At 71.9% G+C, this 23,559-nt stretch carries 24 protein-coding genes; 15 read left to right on the forward strand and 9 right to left on the reverse strand.

Annotated features, from left to right (window positions below):
- Positions 1–40: 40 nt before the first annotated feature.
- The gene (locus KBX37_RS09405; RefSeq protein ID WP_210775503.1) at positions 41–1,894 is read right to left on the reverse strand and encodes a GAF domain-containing protein; all 1,854 of its coding nucleotides are present in this window, start codon (positions 1,892–1,894) and stop codon (positions 41–43) included.
- 269 nt (positions 1,895–2,163) lie between these two features.
- Entirely contained in the window at positions 2,164–2,739 is a 576-nt protein-coding gene (locus tag KBX37_RS34315; RefSeq protein WP_307849010.1) for a DoxX family membrane protein, read from the reverse strand.
- Positions 2,740–3,382: 643 nt separating this feature from the next.
- Here KBX37_RS34315 and KBX37_RS09415 point away from each other — a divergent pair.
- The 7 genes from KBX37_RS09415 to KBX37_RS09445 all read left to right on the forward strand — a co-directional run bounded on the left by KBX37_RS09415 (position 3,383) and on the right by KBX37_RS09445 (position 9,718).
- On the forward strand, positions 3,383–4,372 hold the full coding sequence (locus KBX37_RS09415) for a LacI family DNA-binding transcriptional regulator (protein WP_210775505.1): 990 nt from the start codon (positions 3,383–3,385) through the stop codon (positions 4,370–4,372).
- 600 nt (positions 4,373–4,972) lie between these two features.
- On the forward strand, positions 4,973–6,277 hold the full coding sequence (locus tag KBX37_RS09420; protein ID WP_210775506.1) for an ABC transporter substrate-binding protein: 1,305 nt from the start codon (positions 4,973–4,975) through the stop codon (positions 6,275–6,277).
- A 61-nt stretch (positions 6,278–6,338) separates the two neighbouring features.
- Positions 6,339–7,304, forward strand: coding sequence for a carbohydrate ABC transporter permease (locus KBX37_RS34325; protein ID WP_210775507.1), 966 nt, complete (start codon positions 6,339–6,341; stop codon positions 7,302–7,304).
- The gene (locus KBX37_RS09430; RefSeq protein ID WP_210775508.1) at positions 7,301–8,200 is read left to right on the forward strand and encodes a carbohydrate ABC transporter permease; all 900 of its coding nucleotides are present in this window, start codon (positions 7,301–7,303) and stop codon (positions 8,198–8,200) included. Before KBX37_RS34325 ends, KBX37_RS09430 begins: the two co-directional genes overlap by 4 nt.
- Before the next feature lie 167 nt (positions 8,201–8,367).
- On the forward strand, positions 8,368–8,784 hold the full coding sequence (locus tag KBX37_RS09435) for an HAD family hydrolase (protein WP_307849011.1): 417 nt from the start codon (positions 8,368–8,370) through the stop codon (positions 8,782–8,784).
- A gap of 10 nt (positions 8,785–8,794) precedes the next feature.
- Complete coding sequence (locus KBX37_RS09440) at positions 8,795–9,280, forward strand: GNAT family N-acetyltransferase (RefSeq protein WP_210775509.1); 486 nt, start codon at positions 8,795–8,797, stop codon at positions 9,278–9,280.
- Positions 9,281–9,328: 48 nt separating this feature from the next.
- Positions 9,329–9,718, forward strand: coding sequence for a cupin domain-containing protein (locus KBX37_RS09445; protein ID WP_210775510.1), 390 nt, complete (start codon positions 9,329–9,331; stop codon positions 9,716–9,718).
- A 4-nt stretch (positions 9,719–9,722) separates the two neighbouring features.
- Here KBX37_RS09445 and KBX37_RS09450 read toward each other — a convergent pair whose 3' ends face one another.
- The gene (locus KBX37_RS09450) at positions 9,723–10,952 is read right to left on the reverse strand and encodes an MFS transporter (RefSeq protein ID WP_210775511.1); all 1,230 of its coding nucleotides are present in this window, start codon (positions 10,950–10,952) and stop codon (positions 9,723–9,725) included.
- Positions 10,953–11,021: 69 nt separating this feature from the next.
- On the opposite strand from KBX37_RS09450, the gene KBX37_RS09455 reads away from it, so the two are divergent.
- From KBX37_RS09455 to KBX37_RS09480, 6 genes are all read left to right on the forward strand, one after another.
- Positions 11,022–11,519, forward strand: a complete 498-nt coding sequence (locus tag KBX37_RS09455; RefSeq protein WP_210775512.1) for a MarR family winged helix-turn-helix transcriptional regulator — start codon at positions 11,022–11,024, stop codon at positions 11,517–11,519.
- 55 nt (positions 11,520–11,574) lie between these two features.
- Positions 11,575–12,093, forward strand: coding sequence for a DUF2087 domain-containing protein (locus KBX37_RS09460; protein WP_210775513.1), 519 nt, complete (start codon positions 11,575–11,577; stop codon positions 12,091–12,093).
- 52 nt (positions 12,094–12,145) lie between these two features.
- Entirely contained in the window at positions 12,146–12,613 is a 468-nt protein-coding gene (locus tag KBX37_RS35445) for a MarR family winged helix-turn-helix transcriptional regulator (RefSeq protein ID WP_210775514.1), read from the forward strand.
- Positions 12,614–12,688: 75 nt separating this feature from the next.
- Positions 12,689–13,102 (forward strand): DUF6069 family protein, encoded by a 414-nt coding sequence (locus tag KBX37_RS09470; RefSeq protein WP_210775515.1) that lies wholly within the window; start codon positions 12,689–12,691, stop codon positions 13,100–13,102.
- A 105-nt stretch (positions 13,103–13,207) separates the two neighbouring features.
- Positions 13,208–13,732, forward strand: a complete 525-nt coding sequence (locus KBX37_RS09475) for a GNAT family N-acetyltransferase (RefSeq protein WP_307849012.1) — start codon at positions 13,208–13,210, stop codon at positions 13,730–13,732.
- Positions 13,733–13,802: 70 nt separating this feature from the next.
- Positions 13,803–14,234 carry an Hsp20/alpha crystallin family protein gene (locus KBX37_RS09480; RefSeq protein ID WP_210775516.1) on the forward strand — a complete coding sequence of 144 codons (432 nt, stop codon included), beginning with the start codon at positions 13,803–13,805 and terminating at the stop codon, positions 14,232–14,234.
- On the opposite strand, the gene KBX37_RS09485 is transcribed toward KBX37_RS09480, so the two are convergent.
- Complete coding sequence (locus KBX37_RS09485; protein ID WP_210775517.1) at positions 14,224–15,246, reverse strand: YafY family protein; 1,023 nt, start codon at positions 15,244–15,246, stop codon at positions 14,224–14,226. The genes KBX37_RS09480 and KBX37_RS09485 overlap by 11 nt on opposite strands.
- Before the next feature lie 81 nt (positions 15,247–15,327).
- Between KBX37_RS09485 and KBX37_RS09490 the strand changes: the two genes are divergently transcribed.
- Positions 15,328–16,326: a tyrosine-type recombinase/integrase gene (locus KBX37_RS09490; protein ID WP_210775518.1), complete on the forward strand. Its 999-nt coding sequence runs from the start codon at positions 15,328–15,330 to the stop codon at positions 16,324–16,326.
- Between the two features lie 60 nt (positions 16,327–16,386).
- Here KBX37_RS09490 and KBX37_RS09495 read toward each other — a convergent pair whose 3' ends face one another.
- Positions 16,387–16,761, reverse strand: coding sequence for a VOC family protein (locus KBX37_RS09495; protein WP_210775519.1), 375 nt, complete (start codon positions 16,759–16,761; stop codon positions 16,387–16,389).
- A gap of 42 nt (positions 16,762–16,803) precedes the next feature.
- Positions 16,804–17,241: a DUF6194 family protein gene (locus KBX37_RS09500; protein WP_210775520.1), complete on the reverse strand. Its 438-nt coding sequence runs from the start codon at positions 17,239–17,241 to the stop codon at positions 16,804–16,806.
- Positions 17,242–17,478: 237 nt separating this feature from the next.
- Here KBX37_RS09500 and KBX37_RS09505 point away from each other — a divergent pair, with 237 nt between their 5' ends.
- A complete protein-coding gene (locus tag KBX37_RS09505) occupies positions 17,479–17,937 on the forward strand; it encodes a hypothetical protein (RefSeq protein WP_210775521.1) in 459 nt (152 codons plus the stop codon).
- A gap of 1 nt (position 17,938) precedes the next feature.
- Here the strand turns inward: KBX37_RS09505 and KBX37_RS09510 are convergent, their stop codons facing one another.
- Genes KBX37_RS09510 through KBX37_RS09520 form a run of 3 tightly spaced genes read right to left on the reverse strand, consistent with a single transcriptional unit; the run spans position 17,939 to position 23,532 of the window.
- Positions 17,939–18,595 (reverse strand): hypothetical protein, encoded by a 657-nt coding sequence (locus KBX37_RS09510; protein ID WP_210775522.1) that lies wholly within the window; start codon positions 18,593–18,595, stop codon positions 17,939–17,941.
- A 3-nt stretch (positions 18,596–18,598) separates the two neighbouring features.
- The gene (locus tag KBX37_RS35590; RefSeq protein WP_210775523.1) at positions 18,599–21,619 is read right to left on the reverse strand and encodes an ATP-binding protein; all 3,021 of its coding nucleotides are present in this window, start codon (positions 21,617–21,619) and stop codon (positions 18,599–18,601) included.
- A complete protein-coding gene (locus tag KBX37_RS09520) occupies positions 21,616–23,532 on the reverse strand; it encodes a hypothetical protein (protein WP_210775524.1) in 1,917 nt (638 codons plus the stop codon). The genes KBX37_RS35590 and KBX37_RS09520 overlap by 4 nt, the downstream gene beginning before the upstream one ends.
- Positions 23,533–23,559: the final 27 nt, after the last annotated feature.

Raw genomic sequence — 23,559 nt, forward strand, 5'->3', positions numbered from 1 at the left:
ACCTTCCGTCGTGCGCCGGTTCGTGTGGAGTTTTCCTCCACTACCGGCCGGCGCGGTCAAGATGGACGTCGATGCGGTGCAACTTGATCGCGAGCTGGTTCTGCAGGGCCTGGTCGCCGCTGCGCCAGCCGTCACCCAGCAGGCCGTTGATCCGTTCGATGCGCTGGTACAGCGTGTTGGGGTGGATGAACAACGCCGCCGCTGCACGGGCGTGGGATGTGTCGGCGTCGAAGTACGCCTCCATGGTGCCCAGCAGGTCCGTGCCGCGCCGGGCGTCGTGCTCGAGCACCGGGGCGAGCGTCGCGGTGATGAAGCGCTGGATGCGATCGCGGCCGGACGGGCCGAACAGGATCCCGAACACGCCGAGGTCCTGCGGGGTGGCCACGCTGCCGGTCCGGCCGAGGGCGGTGAGCACGTCCACGCACTGGCGCGCTTCGCGGTGCGCGTCACGGATCGGGGCCGGCCCAGCCGCGGGCCCGGTGGCGGTGACGGTGACCGCGCAGCCGGCGCAGCGGGCTCGGTCTCCACCATGCTCGGCGGCGGACTGCGGGTCGGCGGCCGGGACCAGCAGCACCACCGTACGGCCGTGCTCGCCGCCCAGGCCGCCGCGCTCGCCGGCCCACCCGGTCAGCGCGCTGACCGCCAGCCGCAGGTCCTTTCCGCTGACCGGTTCGGCCACCACGACCACGTGCGGAGTGTCGAGGTCGATGCCGAGTAGCCGGGCCCGGCGGCGCAGCCCGTCGGAATCGGGTTGGGTGTCGGCGAGCAGGTCGGTAAGTAGGTCGCCGCGGACGCGCTGCTCGGCTTCCGCCAGCTGCCGCTGAGTGAGCAGCAGGATCGCCACGACGAGCGCGGCGCGTTCGAAGGTGCGCTGGTCGGCGTTGTCGAGGTCGCCGCGTCGAGCCGCGAGCACCGCCAACGGCTGGGTGCCTGCGGTGACGGGGGTGGCGCACCCATCCGCGGTGATCACGGTGGCCTGGGTCGTCAGTGCCGCCCGGCACGCCGTGGCCAGGCCGCCGGTGATCGCCGCCGGCTCCTCGCTCGTGCCCGCGGCGGCGAGGGCCCGCAGCGCGGGGTCGGCGACGACGACGGCGCTGTCGAGGGCTTCGGCGACGGCAGCCGCGAGGTCGGGTAGCCGACCGCCGCCGGCAGCGACCGCGGTCAACCGCTCGTGCACGCTCCCGGCGCGCTCCACCAGATCGCTGTGGGCGCGCACATCGGCGAACAGCGACGCGGTCTCGATCGCGATCGCGGCATGCGTGGCCAGGGAGATCAGCAAGGCGACCTCGGAGTCGGCGAAGGGCCGCTGCCGCCGGTTGGCCGCGAACAGCACCCCGATCACCTCCTCGCGCAGCAACACCGGCACCCCAAGCACGGCGATCAGCCCCTCAGCATTGACGATCGCGTCGACCGTGTGCTTGAACCGCCGATCGCCGGGATAGTCCGGGGTGGCGTAGGGGCGGCGGGTCTGGGCGACCAGCCCACCCAACCCGGCACCCATGTCCAGCCGGGCCGCCTTGAACGCATCAGTGCGGATGCCGTCGGTGACCCGCACATAGGTGTCGCCGCGCTGCCTGTCGATCAGCATCAGGTAGGCGGCCTCCGTGCCCAGCAACCCACGGGCGCGGGTGACGATGGCCTGCAGGACCTCCTCCAGGTCGTGCCGCGACGACAGGTCGCCAGCCGTCTCGTACAAGGCGGTCAGCTCCCGTTCGCGCCGGTCCCGCTCGGCCAGCCGCTCCGCGACCGCCCGGGCCAGCTCGATGCTCTCGGTCGCCCGCGGATCGTCGGCGGCGTGGGCGGCCAGCCCGGCCAGGGTATCGGGTACCCCGGCATCGGGGCCGGCCAGCAGCCGAAGCGCCCGCAGGGCGACATCCGGGTCGGCAGTCGACACGATCGTGTCACCTCCTCCGGCCGGTGAGCGGGGACGGTAACACGGCAGAAACAGAGGATGTCACCACCGGAGCCGCATCGTTATGGAGCGCCCCTCCATGTCAGCCATCGATGATGGCGCCTACGCTCCAGGGGCTCCGTCCCGTGCCGCTCGGCCGACGTACGCCGATGCGTGGCAAGTTCACCGTCGCGTTCGCCGAGCAGAAGGCAGCCAACACGCCAACACCCTGGCCTGTCTGGCCACCGGCCGTCAGGGCACCGCAGGCAGGCTCACACGAGCCAGCGGTTCTTCTGTACCAGCGGCAGCCGCGTCCACCACCGGCCCAAGCCGCAGGTGTGGCCAGCACGAGTGGCTGCGAGAACGACCAGCACCAGGGCGTAGATGATGTGGTAGTCGACCAGCGGGTTGGTCGACCCGGTCGGCTCGCCAGCGTTGTTGTGCTGCGCCGGCGGGAACTCGGCGAACCACATCAGGACCATCATGACCGCGCCGGCGACGGCGGCCACGCGCAGCCCGATCCCGGCGATCAACGCCACGCCAATGGCGAGCAGACCGAACATGAACAGGATGTTGGCCCACCAGGTGCCGGCGATCGAGTGAAACACCGAGGTCAACGGGCCGACCTCGACCGAGGACAGAAAGCCCCTGGCCGGCGACCCGCCGTTGATCCACGCCCGCTCCGACGGTGTGGAATAGCCCAGCCCGACGAGCTTGTCCAGGAATGCCCAGAGGAACACGGCGCCGGTCGCGATCCGCAGCACGGCGAGGGCCTTGCCCCCGGTACTGGTCGCCGTCTCCCCGGGCGCCGCCGCCCCCTCGTACGATGGGCGGTCGGCATCGCGCACAGTCACTGTTGCCTCCGGTTCTTCCAGCGAAGCACGCTGATTCTCAACCTCGTGGATTACCCGATCGGCCGTGCAGCCAAACGGTGCCTGCTGACAACCTCGTCCCGGTACACGAGGCGATGACGGGTGGCGACGTGAACCGGCATCTGACACAGGGGTCAGGGCGTGTCCTCGGCAGCTTTCGGCGCGCGACGTACAGGCGGCCACGGCGACGTGACCGTCGCATCCGTATGCCAGCCCTGCTATGCCCAGTCGCCGAGGACCAGTCGCGGACCTCGGGCATGTCCTCGAGGTGCTAGACCAGGTCGAGCTGCAGCGGTACGACGACAGCGGACTGAACGCAGCATCGCGGGCGGACATGGTGCAGCCCGAACCCGCCGGCGATTGCGTCCGTCGTCAGCAGTGCGGCCACCTGAGCCGCGTCCCCGAGCGCGCTGGTCGCGGGGCGAGCACGACCCCCACCAGATCGTGCAGCAGGGGTTGCAGGTGGCGTTCGGTTACGGTGTGGCTCCAGGTCCTTCTCGGTGAGGTGCGGATGCGGATGTCTTGACAGACCGTCCCGCGCGATGCACATTGCGAAATTCCGGCAACTTGAACGATCCAATGCTGCCCTCAGATCGTTCAAAGCGGCGAAGGGGATGACGTGCCCGAAAAGGTAACCATCGCTACGGTGGCCCGACGTGCCCGAGTCAGCCGGCAGACCGTGTCCAACGTGCTCAACGCGCCGCACATCGTGCGCGAGGAGACCCGGCTGCGCGTGCAGGAGGCCATCGCCGCGCTGGGCTACCGGGCCAACCAGGCCGCCCGGCAGATGCGGACCGGCCGGTCCCGGCTGATCGCCGTCCGCATCGAGCCCACCCGCGATGGGATCAACGGCTCGGTGCTCGACCGGTTCCTGCACGGGCTCACGGAGACCGCCGAGGCCGCCGGCTACCGCGTCATGCTCTACACCGCCGCCGACACCGAGCGCGAGATCGCGACGTACGACGACCTGCTCGGGGCGTACGACCTCGACGCCTTCGTGCTCACCGGCACCGACCACGGCGACCCCCGGACGGCCTGGCTCGCGCAGCGGGAGGTGCCGTTCGTGACCTTCGGCCGGCCGTGGGACGCACCCGACGTGCACCCGTGGGTCGACGTGGACGGCGCGGCCGGCACGGCGGAGGCCACTGCCCACCTGCTGGCCGCCGGTCACCGCCGGATCGGCTTCATCGGCTGGCCAGCCGGCTCCGGAGTCGGCGACGACCGGCGGTCGGGTTGGCGCCGCACGCTCGTCGCGGCCGGTGTCGACCCGGCCGGACTTGCCCGGGAGGCGGTGGACGGCATCGCCGAGGGCGAGCGCCACGCGCGCGGGCTGCTCGCCGAGGCGGCGCCGACCGCGCTGCTGTGCGCCAGCGACTCGCTCGCCCTCGGCGCCCTCCAGGCTGTGCGGGCCGACGCCCCGGCCCTGGCGGTGATCGGCTTCGACGACACCCCGGTCGCCGCCGCGATCGGCCTCACCAGCGTCAGCCAACCCCTCGGCGAGGCGGCGGCCCGCTGCGTCGATCTGCTCACCGCCGTCCTCGACGGCCCTCACCCCACCACCGACCAGGTACTGCTCCGGCCCACCTTGGTGCGGCGCCACACCGCGTGACCCCCGTTCCCCACAAGAGAACCCGATGTACCCCGCTCCCTCATCCATGGCCGGCCTCGCCGCCGGCCCGGCCGCCCTGGTCAGCGGCTCACTCGGCAAGGGCACCCAGTATCCGTTGAAGCTCGGGGCGGCGCTGCTGGCCACCATCCCGGTGGCGGTCCTCTTCGTGATCTTCCAGCGGTACTTCGTCCGAGACGCGGCCGAGGGGCGCGGAGAAGGGCTGACACGTGCGTCCGGTTTCCGGGTCGCCGGCGATGCGGATGAGGTGCAACCGGCGGCGGCATGGAAGCGGCCAATCGGCGTTCCTCTACCTTCTTCGACGTGGCCGTCTGTGAGTGGACCGGCGCGTTGGTCGGCTGCATCGCGTCGCCCGGCCGCTGGCCGTGGTCCACGTTGGCCGGTCGGTGCGATCGCGACCGGGATGACGGTGTGGTAACGGCAGTTGACCGGTCGATGCGAGGAAGATTGAATTGGAACGTTCAAGTCACCTGGTCCGTCGCGGGCGACCTGGCCCTCACGGGCCGGAGATTGCGTTGGTCGATCACCCTTTGCGGCGGCACGACGAAGCGACGCGATGGAGCGACGCGAAGAGGAGCTGTGATGCGAGGACGACGCCGTTTGTCGCTGTCGGTTGCCGTCATCAGCACATTGGCGCTTGCCGCGGGAGTTGCCGGGTGTGGTGGCGACGACGCCGGCGGCGGAACGCAGGCCCAGCCAGGCACCTTCGATGGCAAGGGTCCCATCACCTGGGCTACCGGCAAGGACACGTCTGGCTACATCAAGTCGGCGTTGGACAAGTGGAACAAGGACCATCCGGACGAGCAGGTACGGCTGATCGAGTTGCCCGAGGCCGCCGACGCGCAGCGGCAGCAGCTGATCCAGAATGCGCAGACCAAGTCGGACGCGTACGCCATCATCTCTACCGATGTGGTCTGGACTGCTGAGTTCGCCGCCAACGGGTGGATCGAGCAGCTACCGGAAAACCAGTTCCCGTTGGACAGGATGCTCCAGCCGGCGATCGAGACGGCCAAGTACTTCAACAAGCTGTACGCGGCGCCGTGGCGCACCAACGGCGGGCTGCTGTTCTACCGCAAGGACCTGCTCGATAGCGCGGGGGTCACGTCGGCCCCGAAGACCTGGGACGACATGAAGCAGGCCTGCCAGAAGGTGCAGGCAAAGAATCCTGGGATTGGCTGCTACGCCGGCCAGTTCGAGAAGTACGAGGGCCTTACGGTCAACTTCAGCGAAGCCGTGCACTCCGCCGGCGGCGTCGTGGTGGACGGCCAGGGCAAGCCGAACGTGAACACGCCCGAGGCGAAGCAGGGTCTGGACTTCCTTGCGCAGGGCCTGTCGTCCGGGGTGATTCCCAGGGATGCCATCACCTATAAGGAGGAGGACGGCCGGCGCGCCTTCCAAGACGGCAAGCTGATCTTCCACCGGCAGTGGCCATACCAGTACGCCCTGGCGAACGCCACCGACGGCTCGAGCAAGGTCAACGGCAAGTTCGCGGTGAGCCCGCTGCCCGGATTGAGCGGCCCGGGCAAGTCCAGCCTCGGCGGCCTGAACCTGGCGATCAGCAAGTTCGGCAAGAACAAGGGCAGCGCCCTGGAGTTCATCAAGTTCGTCACCAGCGAGGCCGAGGCGAAGGTGCAGCTGGAAAAGACGTCGGAGGCGCCGGTCTACACCGCGCTGTACGACGACCCGGGCTTGCAGCAGAAGTTCCCGTACCTGCCCATGCTCAAGGCGTCGGTGGAGAACGCGGTCGCCCGGCCGCAGGCGGTCAAGTACGGCGACACGACCCTCGCGATCCAGGAAGAGGCGTACGCGGCCCTGACCGGTAAGAAGTCCTCCGACCAGGCGCTGAAGGACCTCCAGAGCAAGCTCGAGTCGATCACCAGCAAGTAGCCGCATCGCGGGCCGGGGCGCCGAGCCCCGGCCCGGCACACCTCGGCAGGGAGGTCCCCACGTGACCACGACGACCTCGGTGGATCCGCCCACCACGAGACGCAGACTGCGCGGGCGCGACCCCGGCCGTGGCCAGGGCGTGGGCAGACTGGCGGCGTACCTGGTCTCGCCGTCCCTCCTCGTGCTCGGCCTGGTGATCGGGTATCCGATCCTGTCCGCACTGCGGCTCTCGTTCGTCAAGTCGATCGAGGGCATCGACCCGAACACCGGCCTCATCACCCGCACGACTGCGTTCTCGCTGGAGAACTACACGAACATTTTCACGGGCGATACCGGCAAGGTGTTCTGGAACGCCTTCTGGAACACGACCACGTTCACTGTCGTCACGGTGGTCATCGAGACCACGATCGGCATCTGCATGGCGCTGATCATGAACAAGGCGTTCCGGGGCCGCGGCTTGGTCAGGGCCAGCATTCTCGTACCTTGGGCCATCCCGACCGCCATCTCGGCCCTGCTCTGGCGCTGGATCTTCGCGGCGGACGGCATTGCCAACGACGTCCTCAACGCCAACGTGCTGTGGACCACCGAGGGCTTCCAGGCGTGGCTGGCCGTGGTGATCGCCGACACCTGGAAGACCGCGCCGTTCATCGGCCTGCTGGTCCTCGCCGGAATGCAGATCATCCCGGCCGAGGTGTACGAGGCCGCGAAGGTCGACGGCGCGAACGCGTGGCGCACCTTCTGGCGGATCACCCTGCCACTGGTCAAGCCGGCACTTGTGGTCGCCGTGCTGTTCCGGATGCTCGACGTGCTGCGGATGTTCGACCTGCCGTTCGTCCTCATCGGTCCGCACAAGGCGTCAGTCGAGACACTGTCCATCCTGTCCTGGTACGAGATGAACAACTTGCGCTTCGGTCCCGCCGCGGCGTACTCGACGGTGTTGTTCATATACGTCGCGGTCGTCGCGTACGTCTTCGTCCGGGTCCTCGGCGCCGACATCGTCGGCCGCGGCATTGAGAGGTCACGATGAGTCAACCGGCCGGCAGATCGGTCACCAGAACCCGGCTGCCGGAGACGGCCGCCGTTGGCGTTGGCAAGGGGCCGCGCTGGCGGACCAGCCCTTTGTACTACGTCGGCGTGGCCGCGATCGTGTTGTACTGCCTGGCGCCGTTCTACTGGATGGTGGTCTCGGCGCTGAGGCGGCCATCCGACCAGTTCTCCAATTCGCTCGTGCCCGCGCCGCCGTCGCTGGACAACCTCAAGGCGGCGTTCTCACCGGGGAACGGGTTCGGACGTGCGCTGCTCAACAGCGTCATCGTCGCCGGCACGACGACGCTGCTCACCCTGATCCTTGGCGTCAGCGTCGCGTACGCCCTCGCCCGGCTGAACTTCCGCGGCAAGGGGCTGATCCTCTCGATCATCATCGCGATGTCGATGTTCCCCGGGATCGCGGTGGTGGTGCCGCTGCTGCAACTGTTCACCGAAATTGAATGGATCAACACCTACCAGGCGATGATCGTGCCGAGCATGAGCTTCGCCCTGCCGCTGGCGATCTGGCTGCTCACCGCATTCTTCAGGCAAATGCCGTTCGAGCTGGAGGAGGCCGCGCAGATCGACGGGTGCACCCCCGCACAGGCATTCCGCAAGGTGATCATGCCGCTGGCCGCGCCGGGGGTGTTCACCACCGCGATCCTGGTCTTCATCGCGGCTTGGAACGAGTTCATCATCGCGGTCAGCGTGGTGAACAAGAACGAGATGAAAACCGCGAACGTGATCGTGTCCCAGTTCACCGGGCAGTACCGGTTCGACCAGCCGTTCGGTACGCAGATGGCCGCCGGCGTCGTGGTAACGATTCCGCTCGTCATCGCGGTGCTGCTGTTCCAGCGGCGGATCGTGGAAGGCCTCACGGCCGGTGGGGTGAAGTAACCGCCGCGCAGCGCGCTGGTCGGTGCGCTCATCGTCGGGCTGCTCAACAACGGCGGAACGCTGCTGGGCATCGACCCGTTCTGGCTGCAGGTCGCGATCGGCGGGCTGATCCTGGTCGCCGTCGGCATCGACCAGCTGCAGGGCACGCGGCTCGGGCGCAGGGGAGTGTGAGCGGTGCTCATCGCACACGATCTCGGCACCACGGGCAACAAGGCGTCGCTGCACGAGGACGACGGACGGCCGGCGACGAGGTCACGCACCCGAAGCCCGCGACCGACATCTACCTCGCGGCGGCGGCGCGCCTCGGTGTGACGCCCGCCGAGGTCGTCGTGATCGAGGACTCGCCCACCGGTGCGCGGGCGGCGCGACTCGCCGGCTGCCGGGTGCTCGGTGTCGAAGCCCCGGGCCGGCCACCGTTGACGGATGTCGAGGCCAGCTTCCCGGACCTGCCGACGCTCGCCGCTCACCTGCAGACCTTGTTGCCGGCCGACGCGATCCACGTGGAGTCTTGTCCCGTACCGGTCACGGTTCGCCCGACGGGCACGGATCGAATCCGTTTGGCGTCGCGGCGGTGCCCCGACTAACTTTGCCTCGATGCTGATCAGAGAGTTCGCCGACGCCGACTGGCCGCAGGTGTGGCCGATCGTGCGGGAGGTCGTCGTCGCGGCCGACACCTTCGTCTACGACCCGGGGCTGACCGAGGAGTCGGCTCGCGCCATGTGGGTGGAGGCACCGCCGGGCGTCACCGTGGTCGCCCTCGACGGTGACCGGGTCCTCGGCACGGCGAAGATCGGCCCGAACAAGCCCGGGCCCGGCGCGCACGTCGCCACGGCCAGTTTCATGGTGTCCGCCGGGGCGCGGGGTCGCGGCGTCGGCCGGGCGATGGTCGAGTACGCCCTGGACCGGGCCCGCCGGCAGGGGTACGCGGCGATGCAGTTCAACGCGGTGGCCGAGTCCAACACGTGGGCGGTGGAGCTGTACCGGCGGCTCGGGTTCACGGTGATCGGCACGGTGCCGGAGGCGTTCGCGCTGCCGGACGGCAAGCGGGTCGGCCTGCACATCATGCACCGCTTCCTGTGAGCCCTGCGGGGGACACCCGCGCGGGCGCGGCGGTGCCAGGATGGGCCGATGAACGATGAGCCGATCGACCTGGCGGTGGCGCTGGCCGGTTTCGACCAGCTGTGGAGCCCGCGGATCGTCACCCGGGTCAACGACTACGACGTACGGGTCGCCAAGGTGGCCGGGGAGCACGTCTGGCACGTCCACGACCACACCGACGAGTTCTTCCTGGTCCTCGACGGCGAGCTGCGCATCGCGCTGCGCGACGGCGACGGCGAGCGGACGGTGGTGCTGCCCCGCGGCGCGGTGTACGTGGTGCCGCGCGGGACGACGCACCGGCCGTCCTCGGTGGACGGGGCGTCCATCCTGATGTTCGAGCCGTCCGGCACGTCCAGTGTCGGGGACCGGCACGACGAGATCCCCGAGCACGTGGACGCCACCACCGGCCACGCGCTCTGACCGGTCAGCCCACCGTCGCCCCGGCCCGCGCCGGAGCCGGGGCGCCGGGCCCGGTCAGCCGCCGTCCGCCGGGCACGGCGGCGGTGCCGGCGCAGGCGAGCGCGACCAGCAGGGCCGCCCCGGCCAGCGGCGCGGACGCGCCCCAGGCTCCGGCGGCGAGCGGGGCGACCGCGTAGCCGATCGGCATCGCGCCCAGCGACATCAGCCAGTCGTACGAGGTGACCCGGGCGAGCACCTCGGGCGCGAACTGCCCCTGCACGACGGTCTCCCAGATCGGGTTGAGGAAGCCCAGCGCGGTCAGCGCGAGGCAGTACGCGGCGATCACCGCCGGGGCGGGCGCCGCGGCGGCCAGCAACACCAGCGGGACCGCGTACGTGGCCAGGGCGAGGTTGCCGACCAGGACGGGCCGGCGGGGCCGGAACCGGCCGGCCGCCAGCGAGCCGGCCAGCATCCCGACGGCCCCGCCCTGGAGCATGAGCACCCACACACCCTCGCCGCCCAGGCGGTCGACGGCGACCGCGGGGCCGAGGGTCATCAGCACGGCCGCGGCGCCGTTCCACACGCCGTGCCCGATCAGGCTGGTCCAGTACCAGTCCCGGGCGCGCACCTCCCGCCAGCCGCGCAGCAGGTCGGTGCCGAGGGAGCGGTGCGGCACCGGCACGTGCCGGACCCGGATCGCGGCCAGCAGCAGGGCGCTGACGGCGAAGGAGAGCCCGTCGAGGACGAACGCCCAGCCGGGGCCGGCGGCCCAGATCAGCAGGCCGGCGAGGGCGGGACCGGCGAGCCGGCTGACGTTGGCGGTCACCCCCAGCAGGGCGTTGGCGCGTTGCCGCCCGTCGGCCTCGACGGTGCCGGCGACCAGCGGGGCGGCGGTGGGGATGGCGAAGGCGGAGGCGGCGCCGCCGACCGCGGAAGCCACCGCCACGTGGGTCAGCGAGGGGGCGTCGGCGAGCAGTTGCACCCCGACCACCAGTTGGGCGGCGCAGCGCACCAGGTCGGTGGTCACGGCGACCCGTTGGGCGTGGAACCGGTCGGCCACCACGCCCCCCAGGGGCAGCAGGAGCAGCCGGGGGACCATGGCGCAGGCCAGCACCAGGGCCAGCGAGCCGGTGGAGCCGGTCGCGCGGAGCACCGCCAGGGCGAGGGCGACCGGTACGACCGCGTCGCCCAGGCCGGACACGGTGCGGCCGAGGAACAGCAGCCGGAAGGAGCGTGCGCGGAGAGGATGGGTCACGCCGACAAGTTAGTTCGACACCGAACATTTCGTCAACGAATATTTAGCTGTCGACGTACAGTGGCCGGCATGACCGCACGTGACCGCACCGATCGGCACATCGAACGCTGGCTGCCCGTGCTGCCGGAACTCGACCCCGACGTCGAGGGGGCGGTCACCCGGATGTCCGGCTTCACCCGGCACCTGCGCACCGTGAAGGACCGCTCCCTGGCCGAGCTCGGCCTGCCCGCCCACGAGTACGACACCCTGCACGCCCTCGCCGGGCGGCGCGGCCGGGCCACCCCCGGCGAGCTGGCCGACGACATGGCGATGGCCCCCGCTTCGGTGACCGCCCGGGTCGACGCCCTGGAGCGACGCGGCTTCGTGCGGCGCACGCCGTCGACGGTGGACCGGCGCCGGGTCGACGTGGAACTGACCGAGGCCGGGCACGCGGCCTGGCACGCGGCGATCGAGGTGATCGGCCAGGAGGAGCACCGCCTGCTCGGCGTGCTCACCCCGGACGAGCGCCGACTCCTGGCCGACCTGCTGCGGCGGGTCTCCCTGCACGCGGAACGCAGCACCGGCTGAGCCGGCCGGGAAAACGCCTGGCGTCGCCGGTGAGCCGGCTGGCAGGGTGGCCGGCATGACGACCCAGGCTCTGGCGGGCGCCCTCGCCGACGACGTGCGGCGACAGGTCTTCGCGGCGATCGTGCTCGGCGCCGCCGACGCGACGGCGGTGGCGGACCGCACCGGTCTGCCGACCCGGCAGGTCGTGACCGCGCTGCGGCGGCTGGCCGAGACCGGGTTGATCACCGACGCGGGCGGGGACCTGCGGGTCGACGCCGACCGGTTCCGCGAGGCCGCGCGGACGCCGGCGCCGGACGCCGCCGCCGAGGAACCGGTGGACCGGGTGCTGCGCACCTTCCTGCGCGACGGGGTGGTGGTGCGGCTGCCGGCGCAGCGCGGCCGGCGGCGGGTGCTGCTGGCCCACGTCGTGGGCGCGTTCGAGCCGGGTGTGCGGTACCCGGAACGGACGGTCGACGAAATCCTGCGGCGCTGGTGCGACGGCGGCGGCTCGGATCACGTGACCCTGCGTCGCCACCTGGTGGACGAGCAGTTGCTCGCCCGTGAGCAGGGGATCTACTGGCGCATCGGGCCGTGACCGTCCGGGGCGCAAACCATCTGGTGCCGGACGGTGTTGTTAGCCTCGGGGCATGACCTCGCGCTCGCCCGGTGGCTCACCCGACCTGATGTTCCTGCTCTCCTGGGCGAGTCACGCGCTGATGGCGGAGCACGCCGCCGGCCTGGCCCGGCTGGGCATCTCCCCGCGCGCGCACTGCGTGCTGCTCAAGGCGCGGCCCGGGGGGCTCACCCAGCGGCAGATCGGCGAGCTGTGCGGGATCGACAAGACCACCATGGTGGTGACCCTGGACCAGTTGGAGGGCGCGGGCCTGGCCCGACGCCTGCCCTCGCCGAGCGACCGGCGGGCGCGGCTGGTCGAGGTGACCCCGGAGGGGGAGAAGGTCCTCGACGAGGCGCAGGAGATTGCCGGCCGGATCCAGCAGGACGTGCTGGCCACCCTGCCCGAGGCCGACCGCGCCGTGTTCCTGCGCTCGATCAGCGCCCTGGTCGGCGGTCGACTCGCCGGCGGCGGGGCCTGCGGCGCCCGCCCCGCCTGCTAGTCCTGAGCAGGATAGTTCCGAACGAAACTATCTGGTACGGTCGCACCTGTCTGGTTCCCTGACCGAGGAGCACGCATGACCGCGACCGCGCATCCCACCGTTACGACCCCGTCCCTGCGCCGCCGCGCCCTGGGCGTGGCCGTCACCGTCCTGACCTGCGTCGTGCTCTGGATCGTGGGCGCGGTCGCCGGGGTCGACTACACCGTCGAAAACCCCGGCCAGCCGGCGTTCGTCGTCAACCTCGCGCCGGTCATTCTCTTCTCCCTCGGCTCGGCGCTGGTGGGCTGGGCCGGGCTGGCCCTGCTGGAGCGCTTCGCCGGCCGGCGGGCCACCGCCATCTGGATCACGGTCGCGGTGCTGATCGCCCTGCTCTCCCTCGTCCCCGTCGTCGCCACCGAGGCCACCACCGGCGCCAAGGTGATGCTGGGGCTGATGCACCTGGCGGTCGCCGCGGTGCTGATCGCCTCCCTGCCCCGGCGGGCCCGCTGACGATCGACGCATGACGGCGGCGTCCCTGCCGGGGACGCCGCCGCCGCGTCCCCGGCCAGGTCCCCGTCGGCGGAATTGCGTTGACCTCGGCGCGAGGATCGACGGGTGCGCACCACTGAACCCCCCACCTGGACGCTGATGCCGGCCCGGCCCGCCGACCCCGACGCGGCGGATCTGCTGTGGCGGTACTTCGAGGAGATCGTCCGCCGCTACCACCGCCGACCCGTCCGGCCCGGCGAGGTCGAGGCGGCGATGGTCGAATCTCCCAGCGATGACCTCGTCCCGCCGACCGGTCTGCTGCTGGTGGCGTACCGCGACGGCCGACCCGCCGGCTGCGCCGGGCTGCGGCGGCGGCCCGACTGGGCGGAACTGACCCGGGTCTACGTCCACCCCGCCCACCGGGGCCACGGCGGCGGCGCCGCGCTGCTGGCCGGCGCCGAGCGGCACGCCCGCGCGTTCGGGGCCGACCGGATCCGGCTGGACACCCGCGCCGACCTCGTCGAGGCCCGCGCCCTGTACGCCCGGCACGGCTACCTGGAGATCCCCGCCTACAACGACGACGTGTACGCCGAGCACTGGTTCGAGAAGGTCCTCCGCGAGTTGACGCCGGGCGCGCGGCGCGTTAAATAGAGAAGAGGAAGTTGAGCCGCATGGACTCAACTACGACACCTTCGGCCAGGAGAACCGAGGAGGCACGACCATGCTGATGCGTACCGACCCGTTCCGTGAGATCGACCGGCTCGCCGAGCAGCTGTTCGGCACCACCAGCCGCCCCGCCGTCATGCACCTGGACGCCTACCGCGACGGCGACCACTTCTACGCCGCGTTCGACCTGCCCGGCGTCGACCCCGACAGCATCGACTGCACTGTCGAACGCAACGTGCTGACCGTCCGCGCCGAGCGGCGCCGCCCCACCGGCGACAACGTCGAGCTGATCGCCGCCGAACGTCCGATGGGCACCTTCACCCGACAGCTGTTCCTCGGCGACACCCTCGACGCCGACCGCCTCGAGGCCGGGTACGACAACGGCGTGCTGACGCTGCGCATCCCGATCGCGGAGCGCGCCAAGCCGCGCCGGGTCACCGTCACCGCCGGCAGCAGCGGCAACGGGCACAAGCAGCTCACCTCGTGACGGTGGAATCGCCGGTGGACGGGTGCGGCGCGTCCGCCGGCGCCGGATAGATGGCGGCCATCGCGTGGGCGCTGGCCGCCATCAGCTCCCGCAGCTCCGCCGGGGCGAGCACCTCCACCTGCGCGCCCAGCTTCAGCAGCTCGGTGTGCCCGTGCCGCACCGACTCGATCGGCACCGTCGTGTGCAGCCAGCCCTGCGCGTCCGGCGCGCCCGCCGCCGCCCGGGCCGCCCGGCTCATCGCCGGCGGGAAGACGTACGCCATGAACTCCAGCGCCGCGGCCGTGACCCGCACCCGCGCCTCGTCGCGGTAGACGCCGCGCTCGTACCGGTCGGTCCACTCGCGCCAGAAGGCGACCAGGTCGAAGTCGGCGGGCCGGTCGAACCGCTCGTCGCGCACGGTCAGCGCCAGGACGGCCGCGACCCGGTAGGTGCGGACCTGCTCCCCGGCCCGGGCCACCAGGTACCAGCGGCCGGCCTTGAGCACCACGCCCAGCGGCGCCAGCACCCGGCTCACCTCGCGGGGGCGCTTCCACCGCTGGTAGCGGAGATCGACCAGGCGCTCCTCCCAGATCGCCTCGGCCAGCGCGGTCAGGTGCGGGGTGGGTTCCGGGTCCCGGAACCAGCCGGGCGCGTCCAGGTGGAACCGCTGCCGGATCCAGTCACCCTGCTCCGCCAGGTCCGGCGGCAGGGCGGCGCGCAGCTTCAACTCGGCCGCGGTGAGGACCGCGCCGAGGCCCAACTCCGCGGCCGGCCCGGGGACCCCGGCCAGGAACAGCGCCGCCGCCTCGTCGGAGGTCATCCCGGTCAACCGGGTGCGGTAGCCGCCGAGGAGCCGGTAACCGCCGGCCGGGCCCCGGTCGGCGTACACCGGCACGCCGGAAGCGCCGAGCGCCTCGACGTCGCGGTAGACGGTACGCACCGAGACCTCCAGCGCCTCGGCGAGTTCCTGGGCGGTCATCCGCCCCCGGGCCTGCAGGAGCAGCAGCAGGGAGACCAGCCGGCTGGCACGCACCCGACGACGGTAGCGCGCGGCGCGGATCCGCTCGGGCGCGCCTCATGGTCATTGGCCGCCGAGGCTGAGAGCCTTTTTCACATGCTGCGTTCTGACGTCCCGGTCCTGCCCCGCGCCTCGGCCCGGCCCGCCCTGCCGACCGGGCCGGTCGACTTCACCGAGGCGTGGCTGCGCAACCGGCGGCTGTCGGAGCACACCCGCGCCGCGTACCGGCGGGACATCGCCGGCTGGCTGGCCTGGTGCGCCGCCCGTGAACTGGACCCGCTGCACGCCAACTTCCTCGACGTCAACGCCTACGGCCGCGACCTGGAGGCCACCCTGGGCGCGCGGACCGGCCGGCCGCTGACCCCGGCGACCGTGGCCCGCAAGCTCTCCGCGCTCTCCAGCTGGTACGAGTTCCTGGTCAAGCTGCGGGCGGTGGAGGCGAACCCGGTCTCCGGCGCCGACCGGCCGCGCGTCGACCGGGACCACTCGGCGACCATCGGGCTCACCCCGGAGGAGGTGGACGCGTTGCTGGCCGCCGCCGACACCGACACCGGCCCGACCGCCGCCCGCAACCGGGCCGCCATCGCCCTGCTCGCCGACCTCGGGCTGCGGGTGGGGGAGCTGGTCTCGCTGAACCTCGACGACCTGGGTGCCGAGCGGGGGCACCGCAGCGTGCGGTTCGTCGGCAAGGGCGGCAAGCCACGCCGTCGGGCGTTGACCCCCGGCACCGCGTACGCCGTGGACGCGTACCTGGCCGAGCGGGCGGCGGCGCAGGGGGTGGGTGTGGAACAGCTCACCGGCCCGCTGCTGGCCACCGCCACCGGCGGTCGACTCGACCGGCACTCGGTGTTCCGGCTGGTCCGCCGGCTGGCCCTGGCCGCCGGCATTCCGGCGGCGGCGAAGTTGTCGCCGCACTCGCTGCGGCACGCCTTCGCCACCACCGCCCGAGCCGAGGGCGTGCCGCTGGAGGACGTGCAGGACGCCATGGGTCACGCCGATCCGCGCACCACCCGCCGCTACGACCGGGACCGGCACAACCTCGACCGGGACCCGGCGTACGCGATCTGGGCGGCGCGGGCCCGCCGCCGCGGCTGACCCGCGCCGCACCAGGGAGACGACCACCGCCGCCCCCGGTCCGGCCGGGGGCGGCGGCCGTCAGCCGCGCGGGCGGGGACAGATGCAGAACGGCTGGCCCACCGGGTCGAGCAGCACCACCCAGCGCCCGTCGCCGGGCTGGAACTCGGGCTTCGTCGCGCCCGCCGAAACGAACTCCTTCTCCGCGACGGTCAGGTCGTCGACGTACAGGTCGAGGTGGTAGCGCTTGGCGGAGGTCTCGTCGGGCCAGCGCGGCGGCTGGTAGCCGTCGACCCGGCCGAACCCGATCGAGACGCCGTCGGGCCTGCTGATCATGGCGTAGTCGGCTTCGCTGTGGGTGATCTCCCAGCCGAGGACGCGGTGGTAGAAGTCGGCGTGCGCGGCCGGGTCGGAGCTGTCCAGGTTGACCATGGCGAGGTCGGCGGTGACTGTCATGACCGCAAGGCTGCCGCAGGTACCTGACATCTTCTGGCAGGTTCAGTCGACGTCCCGGCGGCGGCGCTGGTTGGCGTGCTTGCGGACGGCGAAGTCGTACGCGTCGGCGAGGAGTTCGGAGACCAGTTCCCGGGTCGCCGGGCCGGGGTCGACGACGCACACCCAGTGTTGCGGGGCGTAGACCGGGTGCGGCAGCAGCGTGTCGGCGCGGGTGTGGTCGACGGCGGCCGGCGGTGTCGGGAACAACGACAGATAACGCGCCCGGGTCAGCCCGATGTTGAGCCGCCACGCCCCCGGCCGCTCCAACGCCGAGGCGGTGTCGTAGTGGTCGCCGGTCACGATCGTGGCGAACGGCAGCCACCGGTCGGCGGGCAGGTCACCGAGCGGGTCGTAGACGAGGAACGTGTCGCCGCCACCGTCGACGGCGCTGACCCCCTCGAACGAGTCGCAGATGTGTCGCTTCATGTCGTCGGCGTCCATGGCTTCAATTTTTTCATTGAAGCTCCTTGTGAAAGTTGAGCCGGACTTCGCGCTCGAAACCCGGCTCAACCGTCAACCGCGGCGGTAACCCCTCAGCAGAGCAGGTCGAGGTGGTGGTGGGCGTCGGCGGCGATGCCCTCGTGCCGCAGCCACCGCCGCCGCCGACCGTGGCCGTGGCGAATGCGACAGGGGCGATGTTCCTGCGCGGACCGGACGCTGCGCATACGGTCGCAGGTGATGAGCGGTGAGCAGGCGTGGACCCGACCGGCCCGGCCCCGCCGGCCGGTACGCACCGGTCTGCTGCTGGGTGGCCTGACGATGGCGCTGTGCCTGGTCGGCGTGGCCGGGCTGGGCGCCTGGAACGTGCAGGTGGTGATGCAGGCCGGCGGCCCGGTGCGGGAGACCGCCGACGGGTTCTTCCGGGAGCTTTCCGCCGGGGAGGTCGACCGGGCGTACGACCGGCTCTGCGACCAGGCGCGCGGGCGGTGGAGCGAGGTCGGCTTCGCCGGCTGGGTGAAGACGCCGCCGGTGGTCAGCGGCTACGAGATCCTCGACGTGTCGGTGCGCACCAAGGCCGGCCGCCCGATCGGTGAGGTGACCGTCCGCGTCACCCGCGACGGCGGGGCCGCCGAGGAGCGCCGGCTGCCGGTGGTGAAGGAGGACGGCGACTGGCGGGTCTGCGGGGACCCGTTCTAGCTCAGTTGTCGTCCGGGGCGCCCGGGTGGGGCCCCTCGGCCGGAGCTCGGCTGGGGAGATCCACCTCGACGGACATGTCGACGCCGCCAGTGGGCTCGGCACCGTCAGCGGGGTCAGCTGCCCGGTCCGCCGCCGGCGACTGCACCGCCGGCCGGTCACCCTCCCGGTCCGGCGGCAGTTGCTCCTGCGGGTCGACATCCCGGTTGGGTTCCTCCGCCGCATCCTCGCGGTTCTTTCTCTCCTTGACTCCCGACGCCCCTTCTTCGACGATCTCCGCGGCTGTCGTCGCGGTCCGTACCACCTCCGGCAGCTTGTCGTCCGTCTTCTGCCAACCGAGGATGCTGGCCGCCGAGACCAGGAGTGTTCCGGCGCCGGCCGCCACGACCTCGCCCGCCCGGTGCGCCCCGGCCTGCAACCGCTCCCGCAGCGACGCGTCGGCGGTCGCCGCCCGCTCCTCGGCCCGGTCCAGCGTCTCCGCCGTCTCCGCCCCCCGCGTGCCCGGACCTCCGGCGTCCCGCCCATCGCCCTGCTCCGGCGACCGTTCCGCCCCGTCCCGATCCTCGCCCCGCCCGGTGCTCTCGGCGCGTCGCGGGTCGCGGCGGTCGTCGTCGTCCGGCTTTCCGGCCACGTGCAGCGGGTCGTCCCAGCGTGGACCCATCTGTCACACCTTCCTGGCATATCGGCCGCTGGCGAGGACCCGCATCGGCCATCGGCAGGCGGCGAAGTGGGTGTCGACGGCCTCGGCGAGCCGGTCGGGCCAGGAGGGGGTGTCGTACCCCGCCCCCACGGCCGTCTCGACCACCGACGGCGTACGCGACCCGAAGGCTACGACCCGGCAGGCTGCCCGGTCCCGCTGGTCGATGTCGAACAACTCCGAGACGGCGGCGAACTGCTCGGTGACGGTACGGCCCGGGATCTCCACGCCGTACCGTCGCGCCCACTCGGGGCTTCGCGCGGAGCGTCCGGCTCCCGCCGCCGCTCCGGTCGCCTCGGCCCGCAGGTCGTCGCGCAGCACCGCCCAGCGGTACCGGTGCGCCAGGAAGTCGGGTTCCTGCTCCGCGCAGTGCCCGCCGCCGAACGCCGTCCAGTGCAGCGAGTCGACGACGTGCTTCACCAGCTCGTCAGGGTCGCACCGGCTCGACAGTTGCGCGGACCGCGCGGCGACCGCACCGTCGACCGCGTGCGAGAGGGCGCACTCGCGCAGCCGTGCCGGCATCATGCGCAGGACCTGGATCAGTTCCGCGCGCAGGGCCGGGGTGGGCCAGCCGGTGAGGTGCCCCAGTACCGCAAGTTCGGCCCAGAGCCCCAACCAGGGCAGGTCCGCCAGCAGCAGTTGCGCCCGGCGCATGTCCCGCAGGGTGCAGGGCTGGGCCAGGCAGGCAGCGCCGCAGCTGGCGCTGCGCCGGCCGATGATCTCCGACGGGTCGGCGGTGGCGGCCGGCCCGGCCGTCTCCCGATCGGTGCCGTCCGGCACGCGGACGAGCACCGGGTGGTCCATGCCGTCGGTGAAGACCGCGCCGACACCGGGCGGCAGCGTCACGACGAACTCCGACTGACGTTCGGTGAGGTTGACGGTCGCGCCGACGGCGTCCCGGTCGTCCCGCGCGGGCAACCTGTGGATGACCTTCACGGCGGTGTTCTTGATGACGTCCGGGGCGAGTTTCTCCGGGATCTGCTCGGCGATCACCAGGCCCTCCCCGTACGCGCGGATCTCCGCCAGCAGGCCGGCGAACAGCTCCACCGCGTGCGCGGCCGGGCCGGGGCGGTCAGTGCGCCGCAGCAGCCGGTGCGCCTCCTCGAAGACACTCAGGTGTCGCAGGGTCACCCCGGCGGGGTGGTCCTCCCGGCGTACCCGCACCCGCAGGTGCTCGGTCAGCTGGATGAGCAGGACCCCCATGAGGAACGCCTTGTCCCGGTCGTCACCGACGTCCTCTATCTCGAAGACGACGTTCGAGTCCAGCAGGCGCGCGACGTCGATGGGGTGGCCGCCCTCGAAGAAGCCGCCGGTCGTACCCAGCCGCAGGCTGGCCAACCTGACCCGGATGAAGCCCCGGACGTTGTCGGCGACCTCGCGGCCGTACCCGATCTGGTCCACCACCTCCTCCGCCACCTGTTGCAGGTCACCCAGGGTCGGATAGCGCGGCCGGTGCCCGGGCAGCCGCGGCTCACCCAGGGCCAGGTCCCACCCGAGTTGTTCATAGGAACGTGCCAGGGCGGCGCCGAGTACCTGGGGGAAGGGCTCGTCCGCGTCGAAGGCGGCGAGGAACAGGGCACGGACCAGGTCCGCGTGGGTCTGCAGCGGGAAGCCGGGCACCGGCCGCAGCGGGTTGAACCCCGCGGGCGGCGCCGTACCCTCGCCGGGGCGGACCACGACGACGCTCGCCCGCCGCAGCCGGTTGGCCATCCGCCGGTACTCGGCCTTCGCCGGCTCGATCACCAGCCAGGGCAACCCCACCGCGGCGGCCTGTTCGAGCAGGTGCCGCACGGTCTGCGATTTGCCCGCCCCGGTCGCGCCGCAGACGAAGGTGTGCCGGTTGAGACTGCTCATCGGGATCCGCAACTGGTCGCCCACGTTGCCGTGCCGGTCGAGCACATCACCGATCGCCATCGACTCGGCGCGGACGTCATTCCCCGCCCGTGCGGCCGCGGGCTGCCGTACCTCGACGGCGGTGGTCTCCGGGGTGACGTCGAACTCAGATCGGACGGTCAGGCGCACTCCGGGCGCCTCCTCCGTCGGGGGGACCGCCAGCGCGGCGACCAGCGACGAGCTGCCGAGGAACGCGCCACCCGGGACCACGGGCCGTGGTCCCGGGGACCGTGCCGGTTCGCCGGTCACGGTGGCCAGTTCGGCCCGCCCGAGCAGGCCGGTCAGGTCGCCGGAGGCGCGGGTGGGCGCCAGGGCGTACGGCAGACCGTGCAGGTCGACCGACGCGCAGAGCAGGCCCGCCACGGCCGCGGCGGCCCCCGGCGTCGTACCGGCGGCCAACAGGTCGATCCGCCACCACCCGAGCGTCTCGGCGGCGGCCAGTTCCCGGTGCCGGCGCCCGAGCCGCAGGGCGCGTACCGCCTGGGTGGGCGACGAGCCTCGGGCCTTGGCGTCGCGTTCCTGAGCGGCGAGCTGCCGGGCCTGCTCCGCGACCTCGTCGGCGGGGACCGGGTCGGCGACGAGCAGCCAGGCGAACGCGCCCTGCCAGACGCCGAGCAGGCAGTCGTCGAGCCGGGGGCGCAGGTCGGTGGCCGGATCCCGGTCGTCCCGCTCCTCGACCAAGCCGTCCGTCATCCCGACGAGCCGCGTCCAGCAGGGCAGCGCGTCGAGCAGCGCGGTCAGGCCTCCGGCGGGGTAGGCCAGGCCGACCGAGCCGGCGAAGAGGCTGGACCGGTGCCGACCGGCGGTACCCGCGGCCGCGGCGGTGCCCGCGGCTTCGACGCCGCCGCCGGTGAAGACGTGCACGCCGCTCTGCTCGTCCGGCCGGCACCAGCCGACCACGACGCGGCCACCGCCTCCGGTCGCGGCAGCCGCATGGTACGCCGCGACGACGGCGGCCAGCCGCTGGCGGCGCCCCGGATCACCGCGTGCCTGGTCCATCAGCGGGCGCATCCGGGGCAGCTCCACGATCCGGTACGCCGTCACGTGGTCGAGCCAGCCGCGTACGTCCGACCGGGGATCGGCCGGAGACGTCACCGCCAGTCCTCCGGGTAGTGCTCCTCGACCCACTCGGACTCGTCGTCGTCATGGTCGGGGCGCGGTTGTCCGGGTAGGTTCCGCAGCGGTGTGCCCGGCTCACCGGACAGGTAGGCCGCCGCCGCCTGCGAGGGGTCCGGGAGAGGCAGGTCCGGCAGTGGACCGGTGGTGACCCGAGGGAGGGAGACGATGTCCGGGTTGCACTCCACACTGCGTACCGACAGTCGCCCCGTGCCCTGGGTGACCTCGATCAGCGCATAGTCCGGCAGGTCCTGGAGGGTGCGTGGCTCGACCACGTACTCGTACACCCGTTGCTCACTCTGGGACTCGTTCCAGTTCGTACTGTCGGCGACCGTCCTGGTGTGGGTCCAGCTCCGGCCGACGCTGACGTGCTTCTGCCACAGGGCACCGCTGGTCTGGTCGGAGAATCCGAGGCTGTTGCCCTGGGAGTGGGTCTGGCTGCCGCCGAGCGTACGGGTGAGCTGGCTGAGGACGAAGGTGTGTTGCCGGCCGATGAAGTCGGCCGCTCGCGCGGCCTCCTCGTGGTTGCTCAGGCGCATGAACGCGACCACATCCGCGCCGACGGCGCGGACCGCCGAGTCCCGCAGGTGACGGAACATCAACACGAGTCGGACCCCGCGGCGTACGCACAGGTCGGTCAGCCGCTCGATGTGTCGGTGGCTGAGGTCGTCCGCGCCGGCGATGACCAACGGGCCGGCGAACGGCTCCGGCGAGGTGAGCCGCTGGACCAACCCCTGCAACACCAGTTCCTTGAGCAACTCCTCCCGGACGTTGTACGCGGCGTTCTCGTAGACGAGGCAGGTCAACCCGGGTTTCCCCAGATCGTGCCGACCCTGTTCCTGATCGGTCGCGGCGAACAGTTCGCGCAGCGGGTACAGGTGGGATTCGATCCGTCGCAGGTTCGGGTGGGCCTGGCGCCGGAACTCGTCGGAGAAGAGCGAGTCGGTGATGTGCTCCCGCTCGGCCTCGCTCAGCTCGGGAAAGTCGCCTGGCTCGTCGAGCAGGACGCTGACCGCCGCGGCGATCCTGCGGATCGTGACATCCTCGCCGAGCGCCCGGCAGACGGTCGACAGGATGCGGTCGTCCTGCGCGCGGTCGGCCCGCCGACCGGCGGGGGCGTCGCCGTGCATCGCCTCGACGAGGCTGTCGACCAGACCCCGTCCGTCCACCTGGGACAGCAGCGTGGTCTCGCCCACCTGGTCGGGCAGTCGGACGGCGGTGACGTCGACGGAGGCCGCCCTGGCCAGCCAGACCAGTTCGTGGCAGGCGGGCTCGCCGGAGAAGTCCACGAGGGTCATCGCGCCCCTGGTGCGCAGCATCGAGGCGCCCATCACGGTCAGCAGGGCCTCCCAGCCCCAGGCGCTGCCACCGACGATGTCGACCCGGCGGGTCGTCGGCGGCAGCAGCGCTGCCCCCCATTCGAGATAGCCGCTGACCCGCTCCCGCTCCTCGGCGTCGAACTGCTCGCGCAGCTCCTCCCACCACGCGCAATGGGCCTCGTAGCGCCGCAGCTGCTTTTCGCGCTCCCGCTCCGGCCCGGCCTCCGCGTAGCGACTGTTGGACCAGCTGTGCCACGCGCCACCCACCATCACCGCGAGCCCTATCGCGAGGATGACGCGCAGGTCGGACGGTCCCTGGCCCACGATGCCGAGACAGAGCAGAACCACCGTCACGCCGAAGCCGATGCCCACCCACCGCCGCATCCGGCGCCACTTGTCCACCTTCGCCGTCGCGGCGTCGAAGAAGACCTCGTCCCGCACGGGTTCGAGAGTCGGGTACGGCTCGGGGAAGTGGTAGCGGTAGCGGTTCCGGTCGCGGAAGATCCAGCCGAGGCGTTCCCCCTCGACGAAGAGGAAGTCCAGGTACTTCGATCCGCCCGCGGAATCGGTCATCGTTCACCTCGTATGGTGAAGTGGGGA

It is taken from the genome of Micromonospora sp. U56, from assembly GCF_018070095.1.
Lineage (GTDB): Bacteria > Actinomycetota > Actinomycetes > Mycobacteriales > Micromonosporaceae > Micromonospora > Micromonospora purpureochromogenes.